Source organism: Halomonas stenophila (assembly GCF_014192275.1).
In the GTDB taxonomy this organism is placed as follows: domain Bacteria; phylum Pseudomonadota; class Gammaproteobacteria; order Pseudomonadales; family Halomonadaceae; genus Halomonas; species Halomonas stenophila.
The window spans coordinates 108,114-126,667 of sequence record NZ_JACHXR010000004.1 but is presented as its reverse complement, the minus strand read 5'-3'; the positions used below and the strand labels follow the sequence as shown (position 1 = coordinate 126,667).

14 protein-coding genes are annotated in these 18,554 nt (G+C 71.6%); 2 read left to right on the top strand and 12 right to left on the bottom strand.

Going from position 1 to position 18,554, the window contains the following annotated elements; all coding sequences use genetic code 11:
* Nucleotides 1-108: 108 nt before the first annotated feature.
* The 5 genes from FHR97_RS09055 to FHR97_RS09035 form a co-directional block, all read right to left on the bottom strand.
* Entirely contained in the window at nucleotides 109-1,089 is a 981-nt protein-coding gene (locus FHR97_RS09055) for a nickel/cobalt transporter (protein WP_183383677.1), read from the bottom strand.
* A gap of 47 nt (nucleotides 1,090-1,136) precedes the next feature.
* Entirely contained in the window at nucleotides 1,137-1,826 is a 690-nt protein-coding gene (locus FHR97_RS09050) for a DUF1007 family protein (protein WP_183383475.1), read from the bottom strand.
* Nucleotides 1,827-1,924: 98 nt separating this feature from the next.
* Nucleotides 1,925-3,931, bottom strand: a complete 2,007-nt coding sequence (gene fhuB, locus FHR97_RS09045) for a Fe(3+)-hydroxamate ABC transporter permease FhuB (protein WP_221187743.1) — start codon at nucleotides 3,929-3,931, stop codon at nucleotides 1,925-1,927.
* Nucleotides 3,921-4,790 carry an iron-siderophore ABC transporter substrate-binding protein gene (locus tag FHR97_RS09040; protein ID WP_425486075.1) on the bottom strand — a complete coding sequence of 290 codons (870 nt, stop codon included), beginning with the start codon at nucleotides 4,788-4,790 and terminating at the stop codon, nucleotides 3,921-3,923. Before FHR97_RS09040 ends, fhuB begins: the two co-directional genes overlap by 11 nt.
* Before the next feature lie 16 nt (nucleotides 4,791-4,806).
* Nucleotides 4,807-5,574, bottom strand: a complete 768-nt coding sequence (locus FHR97_RS09035; protein WP_183383474.1) for an ATP-binding cassette domain-containing protein — start codon at nucleotides 5,572-5,574, stop codon at nucleotides 4,807-4,809.
* 146 nt (nucleotides 5,575-5,720) lie between these two features.
* Here FHR97_RS09035 and FHR97_RS09030 point away from each other — a divergent pair, with 146 nt between their 5' ends.
* Nucleotides 5,721-7,526 (top strand): ABC transporter ATP-binding protein, encoded by a 1,806-nt coding sequence (locus tag FHR97_RS09030; protein WP_183383473.1) that lies wholly within the window; start codon nucleotides 5,721-5,723, stop codon nucleotides 7,524-7,526.
* 120 nt (nucleotides 7,527-7,646) lie between these two features.
* Complete coding sequence (locus FHR97_RS09025; RefSeq protein WP_183383472.1) at nucleotides 7,647-7,871, top strand: hypothetical protein; 225 nt, start codon at nucleotides 7,647-7,649, stop codon at nucleotides 7,869-7,871.
* A 241-nt stretch (nucleotides 7,872-8,112) separates the two neighbouring features.
* Here FHR97_RS09025 and fhuF read toward each other — a convergent pair whose 3' ends face one another.
* The 7 genes from fhuF to FHR97_RS08990 form a co-directional block, all read right to left on the bottom strand.
* Nucleotides 8,113-8,853 (bottom strand): siderophore-iron reductase FhuF, encoded by a 741-nt coding sequence (fhuF, locus tag FHR97_RS09020; protein WP_183383471.1) that lies wholly within the window; start codon nucleotides 8,851-8,853, stop codon nucleotides 8,113-8,115.
* Nucleotides 8,854-8,955: 102 nt separating this feature from the next.
* On the bottom strand, nucleotides 8,956-10,263 hold the full coding sequence (locus tag FHR97_RS09015) for a lysine N(6)-hydroxylase/L-ornithine N(5)-oxygenase family protein (RefSeq protein WP_183383470.1): 1,308 nt from the start codon (nucleotides 10,261-10,263) through the stop codon (nucleotides 8,956-8,958).
* A complete protein-coding gene (locus FHR97_RS09010) occupies nucleotides 10,256-12,061 on the bottom strand; it encodes an IucA/IucC family protein (RefSeq protein WP_183383469.1) in 1,806 nt (601 codons plus the stop codon). The genes FHR97_RS09015 and FHR97_RS09010 overlap by 8 nt, the downstream gene beginning before the upstream one ends.
* The gene (locus tag FHR97_RS09005) at nucleotides 12,061-12,978 is read right to left on the bottom strand and encodes a GNAT family N-acetyltransferase (protein ID WP_183383468.1); all 918 of its coding nucleotides are present in this window, start codon (nucleotides 12,976-12,978) and stop codon (nucleotides 12,061-12,063) included. The genes FHR97_RS09010 and FHR97_RS09005 overlap by 1 nt, the downstream gene beginning before the upstream one ends.
* A complete protein-coding gene (locus FHR97_RS09000) occupies nucleotides 12,975-14,729 on the bottom strand; it encodes an IucA/IucC family protein (protein WP_183383467.1) in 1,755 nt (584 codons plus the stop codon). The genes FHR97_RS09005 and FHR97_RS09000 overlap by 4 nt, the downstream gene beginning before the upstream one ends.
* Nucleotides 14,730-14,820: 91 nt before the next feature.
* Entirely contained in the window at nucleotides 14,821-16,017 is a 1,197-nt protein-coding gene (locus FHR97_RS08995) for an MFS transporter (RefSeq protein ID WP_183383466.1), read from the bottom strand.
* A 172-nt stretch (nucleotides 16,018-16,189) separates the two neighbouring features.
* Nucleotides 16,190-18,322 (bottom strand): TonB-dependent receptor, encoded by a 2,133-nt coding sequence (locus FHR97_RS08990; protein WP_183383465.1) that lies wholly within the window; start codon nucleotides 18,320-18,322, stop codon nucleotides 16,190-16,192.
* Between the last annotated feature and the right edge of the window lie 232 nt (nucleotides 18,323-18,554).

The window sequence follows — 18,554 nt, the reverse complement described above, 5'->3', positions numbered from 1 at the left end:
CAGGGCGAGTCGCGCAGCGGGATCGGCAGCCCGGCCCATCGCGTCCGAGCCGGTTGCCCGTCGAGGCAGGAGCGACGCCTGGCCCGTCGCCAGGCGTTCGACAGGGAACTAGCCGCCGAACGGCGAGGAAGAGGGCGAAGGGCCCCGGGACGGTGCCTCGAGGAGTGGCATGTCCGCGGGAGCTCGAACGCCGGCCATGAAGAGAGACAGGCCCAGGATCAGGATGAGCAGCCCCCCCGCGAAGCCGGCCACCCGCAGGCATCGCGCGAGCCCTGTCCCGTGGAGTGAGCGCTGCAGGCGACGCTCGGCCCATTCCCTGGCCATCACGCTGGCCAGGGCCAGCGCCGAGACCGTCAGGGCCGTCCCCGCGGCCATGGCCAGCACCGCCAGCACCCCGGCCCAGTAGTGGTCCAGCAGGGAGGCGGCCCCGACCAGCAAGACGCTGCCGCTGCAGGGGCGCATGCCGATCGACGCCACCACGGCCAGGGCGCCACGCCAGTCCTGGGCCTGTCGGGGCGTCAGATGATGAGCGCAATCACACTCGTCATGGTCATGGTCGGCCGCCTCGTGGCGGGAAGGCAGGTGGGCCAGCGCGCGCCAGCACAGCCAGAGCCCCAGCATCGCGACCAGCAGATAGCTGGCCTGCTCCAGCCAGACCACCGACCCCATGGCCTGGCGCGTCAGCCACCCCAGGCCATGGACCAGCAGCGTGACCAGGGCAATGGCCACCAGGGCCTGCAGCAGCGAGGCCAGGCAGGAGAGCAGCAGGGCTCGGCGCAGGGCGCCGCCCTGGCTGAGCAGATAGGTGGTGAGCACCGCCTTGCCGTGGCCGGGGCCGGCGGCATGGAAGACGCCGTAACCGAAGCTGAGGCCGAGCAGGCTCACCCAGGCGGTCACGCTCGGCACGGCGTCGAGGTAGGTGATCGCCTCCGTCAGCGCGCGGTGGAGATCGCGCTGCCAGGCGACCAACTGCAGGCCAACGCCCTGGCCGCTGGTGAACCAGGCCAGGCCGATCACCGCCAGCGACAGCACGCCGAGTCCGACGAGCCAACGCCACCGGGGAGACGGGCGTGCCATGGTGTCACGCATGGCCGTCGCGGGGTCGCGCGCCGGCGGCGCGGCGCCCCGGGAGGTGTCTAGGGGAGATCGCATCGCACCTCTCCGGTCTCGGCGAAGAAGCGTCCCAGCCCCTCCGGTGCCTGCTCGGTGCGATCCAGGGTCGCCGCCTCGGCGACCTTGGCCGGGTCGGGATCGGCGGCCATGATGCGCGTGGCGCAGTCGGCTCCCGTCACGCGCAGCGCGTCAGGCCGGGGGGCTTCGTCATCCGCCTCATGCAGCACCTCGATATAGTAGGTCGGGTCATAGATCCGGTAGCGCATAGCGGCCTGGTCCAGTGGCAGGGGCTCGGCCAGCGGCAGCCGGAACATGAGGACGACGCGGCCGTCGCGCTCCAGGGTGGTGAACTCGTCGACCTCGCCCAGCGCGACCGCCTCCCCGTCCCGGGTGACGTGGGTGAAGTAGTGCTGTGGCGACAGGTTGTGACGTATCTCCACGCCGAGCTGGTCGAGGCGAGCCTCCATCGAGGCCTCGCCCTGGGCGGCCCGCAGTTCCTCCAGCAGCAGCTGGCTGTAGAAGGGATCGAGGCGCCAGCGTTGCTGGAGGGCCTCGACCCGGCCGCGCTCATCCATCTGCACGCGCACCGTGACGTCCACCCAGCCGTGAGGATGGGCCGGGCTCGGCCGTGGCCAGAGAGACAGGGCGCAGGCGAGGCAAAGGGCGAGGAGGCGGCGCCCGGCCCCGGCCGGTGTTGAACGTGGAGTCAGCATGGCCGATATCCTATGGCAGCAGCGGGAGGGCGGCAACGCGGGGCGATGCCGCCCCAGGGTTGACGCAGTTAAGGCTGTCGCTCTCGGTCGTACATCGCTCAGAGTCGCCGCAGCCCCCACATGAAGTAGGCGCCGCCGAGCAGCGAGGCCACCAGGCCGGCGGGGATCTCCTCGGGGAACAGCAGCTGGCGGCCCAGCCAGTCGGCCAGCACCATCAGCAGCGCCCCGGCCAGGGCGGCGCCGAGCAGGTGCGCGCCGGCCCGGGAGAAGCCGAGCAGCCGGGCCAGGTGCGGGGCCAGCAGGCCGACGAAGGACAGCGGGCCGACCACCAGGGTGGCGCCGGCGGTGAGCAGCGCCACCAGCAGCAGCAGGACCAGTCGCGCGCGGGCCAGGGGCAGCCCCAGGGCGGAGGCACTGGCGCCGCCCAGCGGCAGGATGTCCAGCCAGCGGGCCAGCGGCGCCGCGGCCAGGGCCAGCAGCAGGGCCGCCCCGATCACCGCCAGGGCGCTGGTCGGGTCGACGTAGTAGGTGGACCCGGACAGCCAGGCGATGACCTGCTGGCCCCGGGGGTCGCCGCCGGCCAGTACCACGGCCCTGACCGCGTCGAACAGCGCCGTGATGGCCACCCCGGTGAGCAGCAGCCGCTCCGGCTGGAAGCCGCTCCGGCGGTTCAGCCCCACCAGTACCACCAGGGTGACCAGGGCGCCGAGGGTGCCGGCGGCCACCAGGGTCGGGTTGCCGGGGGCGGGCAGCAGGAAGATGGCGCCCATCAGGGCGATGGCGCTGCCGCCGCTGATGCCCAGCAGCTCCGGGCTGGCCATGGGGTTGCCGGTGAGCCGCTGGATCAGGGTGCCGGCGATGGCCAGCATCACCCCGCAGCCGGCCGCGGCCAGCATCCGGGGCAACCGCCACTGCAGCAGTTGCCAGTCGGCGGGCGCCGCCCAGTGCCAGCCGGCCCCCGTCTGGCCGGCGAGCAGCGCCACCACGGCGAGCCCGGCGAGGCCCAGGGCCAGCCAGGTGGCCAGGCGCCCGGGGGCGGGGTGGCGGGTACCGAGGGCTCGGGCCTCCCGGGGCGGGGCCTCGCCGCCCAGGCGCAGCCGGGGGATCAGCCACAGCAGCAGGGGCGCCCCCAGCGCCGCCGTGGTGGCGCCGGTGGGAATCAGCGTGGGCAGCGCCCCGGAGAAGCGTTGCAGCAGCAGGTCGGTGGTGGCCAGCAGCAGGGCGCCCAGCAGGGTCGACCAGACCAGCCGCGCGCCCAGGCGGCGGGCGCCGGCCAGGCGTACGATGTTGGGCGCGGCCAGGCCGATGAAGCCGATGATCCCCACCACGCTGACCACGCAGCCGGTGAGGAAGACCGCCAGGCCCAGGCCGGCCAGGCGCAGGTGCTTGAGCGAGACGCCGAGGCTCCTGGCGCCGGCCTCGTCGAGTTCCAGCACCGCCAGGGGGCGCAGCAGCCAGGCGGCGGCCAGGGCCCCCAGCGCCAGGCGCGGGGCCAGGAAGGCGGCGTCCTGCCAGCCGTTCTGGGCCAGCGAGCCGGCCCCCCAGATCAGCAGCCCCTTGAGCTCCTCCTGGTGGAACAGCAGCAGTACCATGGAGAGGGCGCCGAAGTAGAGGTTGACCACCAGCCCGCCGAGCACCACCACCACCGGCGCCAGGCCGCGTCGCCAGGCCAGGGTGAAGACCAGTGCCATGGCCAGGCCGCCACCGGCCAGCGCCACCCATTCCCGCCCCAGGCCCAGCAGGCCGGGGGCCAGCAGGGTGGCGGCCATCAGCGCCAGGTTGGCGCCGCTGGCCACCCCCAGGGTGGTGGGCGCGGCCAGGGGGTTGCGCAGCACCTGCTGCATCAACACCCCGGCCAGCGCCAGGCCGCCGCCGGCGAGCAGGGCCATGGCCAGGCGTGGCCACCAGGCGAAGTGCAGCACCAGCGTCCCCGTCGCCTCCCCGGGCGTCCCGACCAGTGCCGCGAGGCCGGGGAGCAGCCCGCTACGGGCGTCGAGCTCGACCAGCGCCAGGGCCAGCACGGCCAGGCCCAGGACGAGGCAGGCGCAGCCCGGAGTCATGCGCGGCCGGGGCAGGCGGGGGCGGGCGAGGGCGTCAGACGGCATCGGCGTTCTCCAGGGCGGTCACCAGCAGCTCGGCGAAGCGTCCCGCCGAGGGCAGGGCGCCGAAGCTCCACACCGGGGGCAGGACGATCGGCGTGCCCCGGCTCGTCTCGACCAGGTGCCGCCAGAGGCCGCTGTCGGCCAGGGTCTCTTGGACGCCGGCGGGGTAGGGCTCCACCACCACCAGGCGGGCGTCGAGGTCGGCCAGCGCCTCGATGCCCACCAGCGAGAAACCCCAGGCGTTGGTCGCTCCCGTCCAGGCGTTGTCCAGGTCCAGGCGGTCGAGCACCGCCTGGAAGAGGCCGCCCGCGCCGAACACCCGCACGTGGCGGCTATCCATGAATTGCACCATCAACAGGGGCGGTTGGTCGGTACCCAGCTCCTCGCGCAGCCCGGCGAGCTTGGCTTCCGTCGTCTCGATCAGCCGGGTCGCCGCCTCGGGGCGGTCCACCAGTTCGCCGATCGACCGCGTCAGCTCGCGCATCTCCGTCCAGGTGTCGAGCCCGGGACGGTAGAGCGTCAGGTTCTCTACCGGGGCGATGCGCGACAGGCGCGGGGTGAGGTTGGCGAACATCGGCGAGATCAGGATGCGGTCGGGGTCGAGACTCGCCAACAGCTCCAGATTGGGTTGGCTGCGCAGCCCCAGGTCGGTTGTGGTGTCGGGCAGGGCGGGTTCGACCACCCAGGCGTGATAGGCCTCCACCTGGGCCACGGCCCGGGGCGGCGCCTCCAGGGCCACCAGGGTCTCGGCCAGGGTCCAGTCGAGGGTGGCGAGGCGGGGCGGGGCGGCCATGGCCGCGGTGGTCAGGAGTCCGGTCAGCAGGGCGGCGAGCCATGCCAGGGCGCGTCGAGGGCGAAACACGGGCGACTCCAGCAAACTAGTGGGCGATGGCGACGCGGTGATCGCCGGTCGGGTGGGCCATGACGTGCATGGGGATGCCGTAGATGGCCTTGAGGGTGTCGTCGTTCATCATCTCCGCCGGCGTGCCCTGGGCCAGCAGGCGACCGCCATGCAGGGCCACCAGGTGGTCGCAGTAGCGGGCGGCCATGTTGATGTCGTGGAGCACGATGACCACGCCGAGACCCAGTTCCCGGCACAGGCGGCGGGTCAGCGCCAGCACCTCCACCTGATGGGCGATGTCCAGCGCCGCCAGGGGCTCGTCGAGCAGCAGGAAGCGGCTGCCCTGGGCCAGCAGCATGGCCAGCCAGACCCGCTGGCGCTCGCCGCCGGAGAGGGTATCCACCTGGCGGTCGGCGAAGGGCTCGGTGTGGGTCAGCGCGAGGGCGCGGTCGATGGCCGCCTCGTCCTCGCGGCCGTGCCGGCCCAGCAGGCCATGCCAGGGATAGCGGCCGAAGCCCACCAGCTCGCGGCCGGTGAGGTTCTCGGCGGCGGGCAGGTGCTGGGGCAGGTAGGCCACCTGGCGGGCGAAGGCGCGATGCCCCCAGGCCCTCAGCGGCTTGCCGTCCAGGTGCAGTTCCCCGCGGCTGGCGGGCTGCTGGCGGGCGAGCAGCTTGAGCAGGGTCGACTTGCCCGAGCCGTTGTGACCGATCAGGCCATGGATGCGGCCCTCCTCGAAGGCGAGGTCGAGGGGATGCAGCAGGCATTGGCCGTTGACCTCGAAGGAGGCGGCGCGCGTTTCGATCATGGGGGGCTCCGCTAGCGGGTTGCCGCCGAAGGGCGGCCCGGTGCGCGGCCAAGCGTAAGACAAACGAGAATTCTTATCAATGTTGTCGGTTGGTCCGGCGCCGTGCATGCCGTAGGCTTGGGCCTCCGCTTACCAGGAAAGTCCCGATGTCGTCCTCCACCGCTTCCAGCTTCCAGGCCCTGGGGCGCCTGTTGCGCTATGCCCGGGGATACCGGCGGCGCATCATCGCCGCCAGCCTCTGCTCGATCCTCAACAAGCTCTTCGATATCGCCCCGGAGATCCTCATCGGCGTGGCCATCGACGTGGTGGTCAACCAGGAGGAGAGCTTCGTCGCCGGGCTGGGCTTCACCACGGCCCAGCAGCAGATCCTGGTGCTGGGTGCGTTGACCTTCTTCATCTGGGTCGGCGAGTCGCTGTTCGAGTACCTCTTCCAGATCCTCTGGCGCAACCTGGCCCAGCGGCTGCAGGCCGACCTGCGCCAGGACGCCTACGAGCACGCCCAGCGCCTGGACATGGGCTTCTTCGAGTCCCGGAGCTCGGGGCAACTGGTGGCGACCATGAACGACGACGTCAACCAGCTCGAGCGCTTCCTCGACGGCGGGGCCAACGCCATGATCCAGGTCGGGGTCACCGTGGTGGCGGTGGGTGCGGTGTTCTTCGTGCTCTCGCCGCTGATCGCCCTGCTGGCCTTCACCCCCATCCCGCTGATCGTCTGGGGCGCCTTCTACTTCCAGCGCAAGGCCGGGCCCCTGTATGCCGACGTCCGCGAGCGGGTCGGCGACCTCTCCAGCCGGCTGGCCAACAACCTGGCGGGCATCGCCACCATCAAGAGCTTCACCGCCGAGGCCCGCGAGGCCGAGCGGCTCAAGGCCGCCAGCGAGGCCTACGTGGAGGCCAACCGGCGGGCCATCCGCATCAGTTCCGCCTTCATCCCGGTGATCCGCATGGCCATCCTCACCGGCTTCCTGGCCACCTTCACGGTGGGCGGCATGATGGCGCTGCGCGGCGAGCTCAACGTGGGCGCCTACGGCGTGCTGGTGTTCCTCACCCAGCGCCTGCTGTGGCCGCTGACCGGCCTGGCCCAGGTGATCGATCTCTTCGAGCGGGCCATGGCCAGCACCCGGCGCATCCTCGACCTGCTAGCCACCCCCATCCGGGTGCGAGACGACGCGGGCAGGATGCTGGCCGAGCCGGTACGCGGCGAGGTGCGCTTCGAGGACGTGGCCTTCCGCTACGGCGCGTCCGGGGCCGGCGTCGAGGGCATCGACCTGGCGGTGCCGGCGGGCCATACCCTGGCCCTGGTGGGCGCCACCGGCTCCGGCAAGTCGACGCTGATCAAGCTGCTGCTGCGCTTCGTTGAGCCCGCCGCGGGGCGGGTGCGGATCGACGGCCAGCCGGTCGACTCGGTGAGCCTGGCGTCGCTGCGTCGGGCCATCGGCCTGGTCAGCCAGGACGTCTACCTGTTCGAGGGCACGGTGCGCGACAACATCGCCTACGGCCGTCCCGAGGCGTCCGAGGCCGAGATCGTCGAGGCGGCCAGGACGGCCGAGGCCTGGGACTTCATCCGGGCGCTGCCCCAGGGGCTCGACACCCCGGTGGGCGAGCGCGGCGTGCGCCTGTCCGGCGGCCAGCGCCAGCGGCTGTCGCTGGCCCGGGCGCTGCTCAAGGACCCGCCGATCCTGGTGCTGGACGAGGCCACCAGCGCCGTGGACAACGAGACCGAGGCGGCCATCCAGCGCTCGCTGGCGCGCATCGGCCATGGCCGCACCGTGATCATGATCGCCCACCGCCTCTCGACCATCGTCCATGCCGACGAGATCGCGGTCATCGAGGCCGGCCGGGTGGCCGAGCGGGGCACCCACGGCGAGCTGCTCGCCCGGGACGGCCGCTACGCCGCCCAGTGGCGGGTGCAGACCGGCGAGATCCAGGCGGCACCCGCCCCCCTGGCCTGACGGTTTCCCTCGTTCCCACCCCTTCTTCGCCCGGCGGCTCCCAGGGCCGCCGGTGCCTTCGTGCTGATGTCCCCTGCCCTGCTGGCCCAGTAGACCGAGTCCGCCGAGGAACTCGAGACGGTGACCGTCGAGGCCGAGGCGCTGTCGATCGTCCCCGAGGGGGCCGACGACTATCGGGTCTCGTGCACCAGTACCGCGACCAAGCTCGACCTGACGCCTCGCGAGACCCCCCGGTCCGTTTCGGTGGTGGCCCGGGCCCAGATCGAGGACTTCAACCCCCACACCATCAACGATGTCCTGGAATCCACCCCCCCCGGGGGTGACGGTGGAACGGCTGGAGACTGACCGGACCTACTTCACCTCGCGGGGCTTCGAGATTTCCAACCTGCAGATCGACGGCCTGCGTGTGCCGATGCCCTACAACAACCTCCAGGGCGATGTCGACACGGCCGTCCACGACCGAGACGCCTCAGGCATCCGTCTCGGGCCCCCTGGGCAGCTGGGAGCATCGTCGCCTCGAACTGGATGTCTCCGGCCCACTCGACGTCACGGGGCGTGTGCGGGCGCACCTCGGCGGCGGGCGGGCTCATCCAGCCGCCTTGCCGGCGCGCCGGCATGCCAGCGGGCAGTTGCCGCAGTAGCCGAGCTCGTCGATCAGGTAGCGGATGCAGCACAATCGGCGCACCCGGGCGGGCCGGTCCGGCTCGGCGGGGGTGACGTAGCGCACCGGCCGGTAGAGCGGGTTGCGGCGGCCGTCGGGCAGGCTGCGGCTCTCCATCAGCGCCCGGGCGGGCTCGCTCACGTCCGGCGAGGCCATGGGGTGGTCGGCCAGGGCGCCGGCGAAGTACTCGAAGTAGTTGCCGGCGTTGCTCCAGAACACCTTGGGTGAGGCCCCGCTGGCCGCGGCCAGGGCCTCGACCAGCGGCGTCAGGTGGCCGTCAAGCAGGGTGGCGAAGCGGGGATAGGGATCGAGCTCGGCCAGGGGCCGGCCGGCATGGCGCAGCGCCAGGCCGGTGGTCTGCCCCACGGCGGACTGCTCGAGGTGCAACTCGTCCAGGCCCAGCGGCAGGTCGCGCTCCAGCAGCAGGTTGGCGGCCAGGCCATGGGCCGCCAGGGCGCTGAAGTGCCACTTGGACCACAGCGAGGCCACCGCCCGGCGGTCGCCATGACCGTACCGGGCGCCGAAGCGCGCGAGCAGCGCGTCCAGGTAGGCCGGGTCGAGCAGCTCGCGGGCGGCCAGGGTCTCGGGCCCGGGCGCCGCCGACACCCGGGGCGGTGTCAGGCCCTCCAGGGGGCCGATGTAGAGTGGGGAGAGCGCGGAGGTCATGGGCGAGCGGGACCGAGCCAAAGGGAAACATGCTAATCGAAGCGATAACGGTTATCAATTGAGGTGTCACGGCCTCGCTTCCCGGCCATGACACCTCGGCTCCTAGATGACCTGGGCCCAGTCGGCGGCCGCCGGGGGCTGCCAGTCGATGGGGCCGGCGTCGTCGCGCAGGTCGAAGACCTCCCGGCCGACGGCATGATTGAGGATGGTCGCCGAGCGCCAGGGCATCAACGAAAGCTGGGGTTCGGCGATGCCGTGGCTGTGCCGGCCGGCATTGACCGCATAGAGGCGGTGGGCGGCGGGGCCGTCCCAGCGCGCCTCGAAGTGCGGTCCCAGCACCAGCTCGCCATGTTCGTCGTGCTCGAGGCGTTCCGCCAGGGGCGCCAGGCATTCCGGCAGATGGGAGCGGAAGCCGGTGGCGAAGATGACGATGTCGGCCGCGAAGTCCTCCCGTTGGCCGGTGAGGCCATGGGAAGTGGCCAGCTCGAACCCCAGGCCATGACGCTTCAGGTCGATGGCCTCGCGATGGGGGAGGAGGCGCGCCCAGCGGGGCTCGCCGAGCACGTCGAAGCGGTGGTACAGCTCGCGGTACAGGGCCTGCAGGGCGGCCGGGGTAATGCCGTCGCTGGCCAGCTTCTGGGCCGCCACCTCGCGCTCGCGGACGTCGCGGGGCAGGCCGTGGAACAGCCGGGTGTAGTCCGGGGTGAAGTATTCGTTGGTGAAGGCCGTCTCGTCCAGGGGCTCGAAGTTGCGCCGCCGCGATACCCAGCTCAGTTCCCTGGGCTGCCCCCAGTGACCGCGCAGGGCATTGAGGAAGACGTCGGCGCCGCTCTGCCCGCCCCCGACGATCACCACGCGACGTCCGCTGAAGTCGCGGCGATGGTGGGCGATGTCGGCGGCATGCAGGCAGTGGGGCCCCTGGTAGGCACTGGCGAAGTCCGGCAGCCAGGGCCGCTTGCCGGTGCCCAGGCTGAGGTGGCGGGCCCGATAGTCGCCGTGGTCGGTACGCAGCCGGAAGCCGGCCCTGTCCAGCGTGACCTCGCGCACCGGCTCGCCCAGGCTGACGTTGTCCAGGCGCCGGGCGGCCCAGCGCAGGTAGTCGGAGAACTCGGCGCGGCTCACGGTGCCCGTCTCGGTGTTGAGGAAACGGTAGAAGCGCCGATGGGCGACCAGGTAGCTGAGGAAGGAGTGGCGGTTGTCCGGGGCCACCGCGGTGACCAGGTCCTTGAGGAAGCCGGTCTGCAGATGGGTATCGGGCAGCATCAGGCCGGGGTGCCAGGACGGGTCGCGGCGGCGCTCGAAGAAGCGGGTGGCGAGGTCCGGCAGATGCGAGTCGGCCAGGGCGGCGATGCTCAGGTTGAAGGGACCGGCCCCCAGGCCGGCCAGGTCGAGAACGCGGGAATCAGTCATCGGACACCTCCTGTGCGAGGGGCGCGTCGGCGGCATTCGGCCGCGCGGCGAGATGCAGCGGGTTGTCGACCCTCAGGTCCATCTCCGCCAGCATGCGCTCGGCGGCGCTGTCGGTGGGGTGCAGGAACTTGGCGCGATTGAGGGTCAGGCGCAGGATGCGCGGCGCGAACAGGTCGAAGCGGGCGAAGCGCTCGGCCAGCGCCGGGTGACGGGCCCGATAGGCGTCGAGTGCCTCGCCGCACAACTGGTAGAAGCGGGCTTCCGAGACGCCACCATGCGCCGCCAGGGGGGCGATGAAGCGCAGGGTGGTGACGAAGTGCCCCGTCTGCAGGTCGTGGATCAGCTTCTCCGGGGGCAGGCGCACCGTGACCGCCTTGAGCTCGGCGGGGAGGTCGGCGGCCTCGGGGAAGTCCTCGTCGACCAGGCGCAGGTCGCCCTGGAAGTCCTTCAGCGCCAGCCGGTGCGGCCAGCCGTCGCGCAGGATCAGGGTGAGGTTCTGGCCGTGAGCGATCAGCGACATCCCGTAGCGGCACATCAGGTGCCAGAGGGGCACCACGCTCACCTCGAACATCCGGCGCAGCCAGGCCTCGGCCGCCTCGCCTCCCTCGGCGCCGGCCGCCGCCAGGTAGGCGGCCAGCCAGGGGCGCCCGGCCTCGTCGCTCTGCATCAGCTCGGCCATCAGCAGCGCCTGCTCGTTGGCGGCCAGGCGCGGGGCCAGGGCCTCGCGCCAGATCACCCCGAAGAGTTCCCGGTAGCGGTACGGCGCCTGGTCCAGGCGGGCGTACTGGGCATGCGGCAGCACGGCCCCGGCGGGCTCGGCGAGCACCTCCAGGTGGACACGGGCGAACTCCTCGTCGTCGCGGCTCCTGGCCTCGAGCCAGGCCGAGGCGGCCGGCCCGGCGAGCAGGAAGCGGCCGGGGATGCCGCGGTAGCAGGAGGTGTTCATGATGGTCAGCGGCAGCTTGATGTCGTAGGCCGCCGGCCGGCTGACGTTGGTCAGGGTCCGCAGCGATTGCTGGGGGGCGTAGGCATCGCCGAACTCGCCGAGGTAGTGCAGGCGTCCCCGGGCGATATCGGCGACGTGCAGGGGGCCGAGCCATTGTTGCCACTGCCAGGGGTGGACCGGCAGCAGGCGGTAGGCGGCGGGCTCGGCGACCCGGGCGGCCAGGGCCTGCTCCAGGCGGGTGCGCTCGGCGGCGTCCAGGGCCGAGTCGAGCAGGGCCGCGGCATCCACCGGCCCGCCGCCACTCGCCAGGGCCTCGTCGGCCACGGCCACCCAGCCGAGGCGGAAGCCGGCGCCGTGTTCGGGGGCGAAGCGTGCCAGGGCCTCCAGCCCCCAGCCGCGGCGACCCTTGTTGAACAGGAACTTGGGGTGGCCGTCGAGGAGGCGCTGGCGCTCTGGCTCGGCCAGGCGAATGGCGTCGTCGGCGCTCAGGTCGCCACGCGCCTCGCGCAGCCGACAGTCGGCCCGCAGGGTGGCGAAGAGATCCTCCAGGTGCTCGGCCACCTGGGCGTCGCTCATGCCCAGCACCGGGGCCAGCTGGAGGAGAAAATCGGCGGCCTCGAGGCCGGCATCGGGCGGGGGGCTCAGGCTGTCCGGGTCCACCCGCAGCTGGCCCCACAGGTTCGGCGTGGCCCGAAAGCGCCAGGTGGCGCCGTCGAGGTCGAGCCGGAAGCCCTCGCCCTCGGCGGCGGGGCCGATCACCTGCTCGTAGCCCAGCTCGCCGATCATCTTGGCGATCAGGGCGCGGTTGGCCGCCGTCCAGTGGGGCGCCAGGCTGTGGTCGAGGCTCTCCATCACATCACCTCCGCGAAGAAGCGTTCGCGAAGGCCCATCACCAGGCTGGAGCGCTTGTGGGGGAAGTCGAAGTCGCGCAGCCGCATCAGGCCCAGGCGCTCCAGGTGTCGGAAGAGGCGCTGGTTGTCGTGACGCGGCTCCAGCACCAGGCGCCGGGTGCGCGGCTCGGCCAGGTAGGCGTAGTGGGACAGCCCGCCCAGCCAGGCGTCGACGAAGGCCGGGCCGCGCACGTCCTCCTCGCCCACCAGCAGGTGCAGGCCGCGGTCGAAGGGGGCCCAGGCGTAATGGGGCGCCAGGCGATCCTCGGCGGCCCAGTAGACCTCGAAATAGCCGAAGGGCCGGTCGTCGAACTCGCCGATCAGCGGCAGGGTATGCGGGTCGGCGAGGCGCTCGGCGAGGAAGTCAGCGAGCTCGGCCTCGGGCCAGGCCTGCTCCCAGAACTCGGCGACCCGCGGCAGGTGCATCCAGCGCACGAAGCGCTCCAGGTCCCGTTCGGGCTCGATGAGCCGCAGGGAGAAGGTGCGCCCCAGGCGGGGGTCGAAGCGCCGGTAGAGGGGGCCCTGGGGTTGCGGCGGGCGTCGCGGATGCCCGGCCTCGGCCTGGAAGGGCGTGTCCTGCGGCGTCGCCGGCGGGTGCTGGAGCCAGTGCCAGGGCCGCTGATAGAAGTCGCGGCGCAGGATGCGTCCGCCGCCGAGCGTCTCGCACAGGCGGGACCAGTCGGGATGCGAGCGCCAGGCGTCGTCCAGCACCAGCAGCGACAGGCCCGGGTGGAGGGCGAAGACGCCGTCGAGCCGGTCGATCAGGGCGTTCGGCTGGTCGCCGTCGGCGTCGCGGCGCTGCAGGCGGGCCGCGTCGTCCGGCAGTGGCGACAGGGCGGTTTCCGGGGCTCGGGCGGGGGTGTCCAGGGTGAGGGTCATGCGGGGACTCCTGTGTCGCGGGTGAGCGAGGCGACGTCGGTGGCCGCCAGGGGGTTGTCCAGCGGCAGGTAGAGGCGGGCCGGTTCGGACAGGGTCGCCTCGTTGACGCCGCTCAGGTAGCAGAAGAAGTTGCCCTTCGCGTCCAGGCGCGGCGCGTTCAGGGCGTGATCCAGGCAATCCGGGTCGCCCTCCAGGCGCTCGCGCAGCGCCGCCAGGTGGGCGCGCAGGTCGTCGAGCAGCAGGCCCTCGTCGATCAGGCCATCGGCGGCCAGGGCGCTGGTGACGGCGAAGGTCGAGTTGATCAGCAGGTAATAGTGGAAGTAGCGGCGCACAGTGGCCGGCGACCAGTGGTTCTCGGGAGGCGTCGTCAGGGCCGGTCGCTGCGCCAGGAAGCGGTCGCTGACGCCGCTGCCCTGACAGTCGCGATAGAGCATGCCCACCGGCCAGCCATCGTCGAGCCGCACCACGATGTTCTGCTGATGGGCCAGCAGCACGATGCCGTCCTCCACCGCCAGCCCCAGCAACGGGGTCAGCACATGCTCGCAGAAGGCGGCGAACCAGCGGCGGGTCACCCCGGCCGGCGACTCGTCCCAGGCCTCGGCGATGGCGCGCAGGCGCGCGGCGAGCAGCGTCTGCCCGCCGGGTGTCAGGGGCTGCTGGGTCAGGGTGGCGAGGACCACGGCCTCGCTGTCCGGGGCCTTGGCGAGCCGGTTCTCGCGCAGGAGCACCAGGCTCTCCGGGTCCACCTCGCCGTCGTCGCCGCGCCAGCCCAGCCAGGCCGGCTCCTGCATCACGGCAAAGCCCGGGAAGCGTCGCTCCACCTCCAGATCGCGCATCCAGGCGTCCAGGTTCAGGCCGCGCTGGACCTCCTTGACGCTGAGCAGGCGCAGCGAATTGGTCAGCCTGGCCGACAGCGAGCCCTTGACCATCCAGGGGGCTCCGGGGGCGTAGAGCGAGCGGTGCGACGAGGTCGGCAGCCACTGGGGCTCGCCGAGGCCCAGCCATTGCAGGCGACCTTGCCGCTCCTGCTCCGCCACCCAGGGCCGGCGGCGCAGCCGCTGGGCCTGCCAGGGGTGCATGGGCAGGGCCACGAAGTCGCTCGGCAGGCGCGCGGCGAGGGCGGCCGGCAGCAGCTCGCGGGCCAGCTCGGCGGCCCCGCTGGCGCGGCTGGAGTCGCCCGCCGCCAGCTCCGGGGCCACCGCCCACCAGGCGAGCCCGAAGCGGGCGCGGTGCTCGGGGCAGAAGTCGCGGGCCTCGGCCTCGCTGAAGGGCGCCCGCGACTTGGGGGCCGGGTGGAAGGCGTGCCCCACCAGCAGGCCCTGTTCCGCCTCGGCGAAGGTCAGCGGACCCCGCTGCAGGTGCGCGATGTCGTCGCGTTCCGCCAGGCTGGCCCGGGTGTTGGCCCGGCTCTCCAGCACCCGAGCCTGGAAGGTGGCCCGGCTCTCGGCGTCCAGCTCGCCGACCAGGGCGGGCGTGGCCAGGATCCGGGGCAGGGCCTGGTCGAAATCGATGGGCCGCGTCTGGCCCTGGTGGTGCCAGAGGATGGGCCAGGCGAAGCGGCACTCGTTGCTGGCGCTGCGGTGCAGCAGGCTCAGGTGCAGCTCGCCCGCATCGACGGGCAGCTGAATGTGTTCGCCGTGCCGCGTGGTGGCGAGCCGCCAGGCATCGGTCTCGCGCAGCAGCGCATTGAAGAAGCAGCTGGCGGCCGGATCGGTCTCGGCGGAGGAGCAGGGGCTGGCGGGTGTCGTCATCGAGCAACCTCTTTGATATTAATCTGAAGACAAATGATAATAATTAGCATTAACTTTTGTGGCAAGGGCTTTCCGGTGAGGGCACCTCGGGTCAGTCGTTCGACGGGGGGGTGGAGGGGGCCGGGACCGGCCGCGCGAAGTGCGTCCTGGCCGCGGGCACGAGCAGCAGCAAGAGCAGGGCCGCGACCAGGGTCAGCATGAGCAGGCGCGAGGGGGCCACCAGGCTCACCACCAGGGTCGCCGCCCCGTAGCCCAGGGTATGGGACATGGCGAGCATGCCGGCGCTGGCGCCCGGGGCGCCGCCGCGGGTGGCGGCATCGGTATAGCCGGGGACGGCCATGGCGGTGCCGATGCTGGCGACCAGCACGCCCGCGGCGAAGCCCGGCATGCCATCCGCCTGGACCAGCAGGGCGTAGCCGGCCACCAGGCACAGGGCGCCGAGGAACAGCAGGGCGTAGCCGCCGAGCCGCTGATGGCGTGTCACGCCGAGCTGGATGGCCAGGGCGCCCAGGGCGCCGAGCGACAGCAGCACGCCCATCAGGTGGCCGGCACGGGTGGCCTCGATGTCGAGCCGGGCCTGCAGGGCATCGGGCAGTCCCAGTTGCATCAGGGAGACCGACATCGCCAGCAGCAGGGCCATGGCCAGGCAGGGAAGACGCTCGAGGAGCGGCTGGGCCGGCGGCGCCGTCCGCTGGCCGGCCGCCGACACTCGGGGATGCGGCACGCCGCACACCAGGCCCAGGGCCAGCAGGCCACCGCCCAGCATGACGCCGAAGGGCGCATAGGCGGAGAGGCTCAGGCTGGCCGCGGCGAGCAGCGGGCCGAGCAGGCGGCCGGCGCTGAGACCGGCGCTGACGGCCGCCAGGGCGCGCAGGCGCTCCTCGCCCCCGTGCAGCGCCAGGGACCATTGCTGGCAGGCCGGCACCATGCCCGACACGGTCAGGCCATAGAGTACCCGGGCGATGACCAGCAGCGGCAGCAGCCAGCCCTCGGCAAGCGAGCCGCGAGCCGCGGCCCAGAGGGCGATACCGATCAGGGTGAAGCTGGCCAGATAGCCCGACAGGGCCTGGATCACCACCAGGCGCGGTCCGTGGCGATCGGCGACGCGTCCCCAGAAGGGGCTGCCGACCAGGAACAGCATCGATCCCAGCAGGATCAGGCCGGCCCACTGTGACAGCGGCAGGCCGAAGCGCTCCACCAGGACCGGCAGCGCGACCAGCAGGCCGTTCTGGCCGAGCCCGAGCAGGGCCGCGCAGGCGCTGATTCGCCACAGGGAAGGGAAACGCATGGATCACCTCTTATTCATTGATATTGAGAATTATTCTTATATAAGGAGGTGTTGTCAAGCCGCGGCGGTGTAGCGCGCTGGTGGGGGCGAGCGTGGCGGCGCGAGCAGGCGCGCAAGAAAACGCCCACCGCAAGGGTGGGCGCAGGACGATCGAAGCGAGCGCGTCGGTGGATCAGTAGTTGAGCGACCAGTTCAGGGTGTAGGTGCGGCCGCGTCCCTGGTAGTCGTAGAGGTATTCCGGCCCGTAGTAGGGGGAATAGAACATCGCCGCGCGCTGCCCCCAGACGGTGGAGTACTGCTTGTCGAGCAGGTTCTGCACGCCGAGGCTGAACCTGCCGAACTCGGTCTGCTGGCCGAGGGTCAGGTCCACGGTGGTGAAGCCCTCGATCTTGCGCTCCTCCTCGTCTTCCAGGTCGAAGGCGCGGCTGGCCTGCAGGCGCGCCGAGCGGTCGAGGTCGGACCAGCCGACGAAGGCGGTGGCGGAGGAGAGCGAGGCGTAGCGGGCGTCGCGCTTGTCCCAGGCGCCGTCGGCATTCTTCTGCTCGGAGCGGACCAGGTGCAGGGTGCCGCCGGCCTCGAAGCCATGGTCGAAGTAGCGGGTCACGGCGCCCTCGAGGCCGTAGTCGCGCTTCTCCTCCTCGACCACGACGACGCTGAGGTCCTCGTCATTTTCCACCGCCTTGTCGGACCAGGCGTAGTAGACCGCCGCCTGGCTCATCCATTCCGCCCCGTTGTAGCGCCAGCCGAGCTCGACCTGGTCGGTCTCGATGGCGGAGAGCGGGTTCTCGTCCACGCTCACCTCGGCGCTCTTGCCGTAGTACTTGGCCGGGTCCGGCAGCTCGAAGCCCTGGCTGTACTGGAGCCAGCTCTGGTGACCGTTGCCGAAGTCATAGAGAGCGCCGGCATTGGCCAGGGTGGCGTCGTAGTCGTTGGCGCCGCCGGGGACGCCGTTGAAGTCGTCGACCTCGACGTCGACATGCTGCCGGCGCACGCCGGCGGAGAGCTGGAGGCCCTCGGTGACCTGCCACTCCCCCTGGGCGAAGGCGGCGAGGGTGTCGATCTCGTAGCCGGGATAACGCGGCTCGACGCTGGACTCTTCCTGCACCAGGCCACCGCTGGCATCGGTGGTGGCGCGGTCGAAGATCATCTGGTTGGCATCGAAGGTTTCCCGGTCGTAGTCCACGCCGTAGGTCACCGACAGTGCATCGCTGGGGGCGGCGTCGAACAGCGCCTTGAGGCCTTGCACCTCGGTGTTCTGCTTGGAGGTCCGGAACTCGTAGAAGTCGGGGGCGCTCCAGCTGGGGTCCGGATAGGGGAAGGCGTGGAAGCTGGCCTCCTCCTCGCGATGGAAGGCCTGCAGGTAGAAGTCCTGGCCCAGCAGGTCGGCATGATGGTACTGCAGGTTGGCCATCGTGCGGTCCGTGGCCGGGTCGCGGTCGGACTCGAGGCCGTCGCGGATCTCGGCGTCGTTCAGGTTGGGGCTCGAGGCATCCAGGTTCGGGAAGTAGACGCCGCGGTCGCCTTCGAAGCGCGAGCGATAGAGCTGGGCGCCGAACTTGAGGGTCTGTTGCTCGGCCAACTGGACGTCCAGGCTGCCCATGACGTCGATGCTGCGGTTGTCCTGCAGGTCGGTCTGGGCGATATCGGGGAAGATCTCGTCGCCGCTGGCGTCGAAATGGCGGCCGTTGTCCTGGTAGGCCACGGCGAGACGCCCCTTGACGAACTCGTTGCCGCCGCCGATCGACTGGGCCAGGCGATAGTCCAGGTCGTCGCCATCGTTGAACCCGGTGGTCAGCCCGGCCTCGCTGGAGAGCTGGGGGCCGTCGCCTGCTTCGGGCCGCTTGGTGATGATGTTGATGAGGCCGCCGGTGGCCCCGCCGCCGTAGAGGCTGGTGGCGCCGGAGAGCACTTCGACGCGCTCGATGTTGAAGGGATCGATGGCGTCGAACTGGCGGGAGAGGCCGCGGGAGCTGTTCAGGGAGACGCCATCGATGAGCACCTGGACACTGCGGCCGCGCATGTTCTGGCCGTAGTTGGTGCGCCCCTGGGGCGCCAGGTCCAGGGCCGGGACCAGCTTGCCCAGGGCGGTCTTCAGGTCGGCGCCGGTACGGATCTGCTCGTGCAACTGCTCGCGGTCGATGACCCAGACCGCGCCGGGAATCTGGCTGATCTCGGTGGGGGCCCGGGAGCCGACCACCACCATGGTGTCCTGGACGTCCGGCTCCTGGGTTCCCTGGGCGAGTGCCGGGCCGGCCAGGGCGCCGGCCAGCACCGAGAGGCTGGCGGTGAGATGGCGTGAGTTCATGATGTCCCTTGATGAATGATGCGGTATTGGATGTATTAGCGGCGCCCGAGTGTAATGAAAGATGACACAAATGAGAAGTATTTTGATTTAGATGCAGCGATAGCGTGGCGCCTGGCGTGACACCAAGGGATCGCCGCCGACGCCGTGAGCGCCGCCGGGCGTCGCGTTCGACGGGCGTGGGCCAGGCCCGCGACGGCTGGTTGCCGCCCGATGCAGCGGACGAGAGGGGGAT

Excerpts from the sequence above, each read along its gene's own strand:
- FHR97_RS09005 (WP_183383468.1), bottom strand. The coding sequence starts at position 12,978 with ATGACCCTCACCCTGGACACCCCCGCCCGAGCCCCGGAAACCGCCCTG.
- fhuF (WP_183383471.1), bottom strand. The coding sequence starts at position 8,853 with ATGACCTCCGCGCTCTCCCCACTCTACATCGGCCCCCTGGAGGGCCTG.
- FHR97_RS09050 (WP_183383475.1), bottom strand. The coding sequence starts at position 1,826 with ATGCTGACTCCACGTTCAACACCGGCCGGGGCCGGGCGCCGCCTCCTC.
- FHR97_RS09010 (WP_183383469.1), bottom strand. The coding sequence starts at position 12,061 with ATGGAGAGCCTCGACCACAGCCTGGCGCCCCACTGGACGGCGGCCAAC.
- FHR97_RS09030 (WP_183383473.1), top strand. The coding sequence starts at position 5,721 with ATGTCGTCCTCCACCGCTTCCAGCTTCCAGGCCCTGGGGCGCCTGTTG.
- FHR97_RS09035 (WP_183383474.1), bottom strand. The coding sequence starts at position 5,574 with ATGATCGAAACGCGCGCCGCCTCCTTCGAGGTCAACGGCCAATGCCTG.
- fhuB (WP_221187743.1), bottom strand. The coding sequence starts at position 3,931 with ATGCCGTCTGACGCCCTCGCCCGCCCCCGCCTGCCCCGGCCGCGCATG.
- FHR97_RS09000 (WP_183383467.1), bottom strand. The coding sequence starts at position 14,729 with ATGACGACACCCGCCAGCCCCTGCTCCTCCGCCGAGACCGATCCGGCC.
- FHR97_RS08995 (WP_183383466.1), bottom strand. The coding sequence starts at position 16,017 with ATGCGTTTCCCTTCCCTGTGGCGAATCAGCGCCTGCGCGGCCCTGCTC.
- FHR97_RS08990 (WP_183383465.1), bottom strand. The coding sequence starts at position 18,322 with ATGAACTCACGCCATCTCACCGCCAGCCTCTCGGTGCTGGCCGGCGCC.
- FHR97_RS09015 (WP_183383470.1), bottom strand. The coding sequence starts at position 10,263 with ATGACTGATTCCCGCGTTCTCGACCTGGCCGGCCTGGGGGCCGGTCCC.
- FHR97_RS09055 (WP_183383677.1), bottom strand. The coding sequence starts at position 1,089 with ATGCGTGACACCATGGCACGCCCGTCTCCCCGGTGGCGTTGGCTCGTC.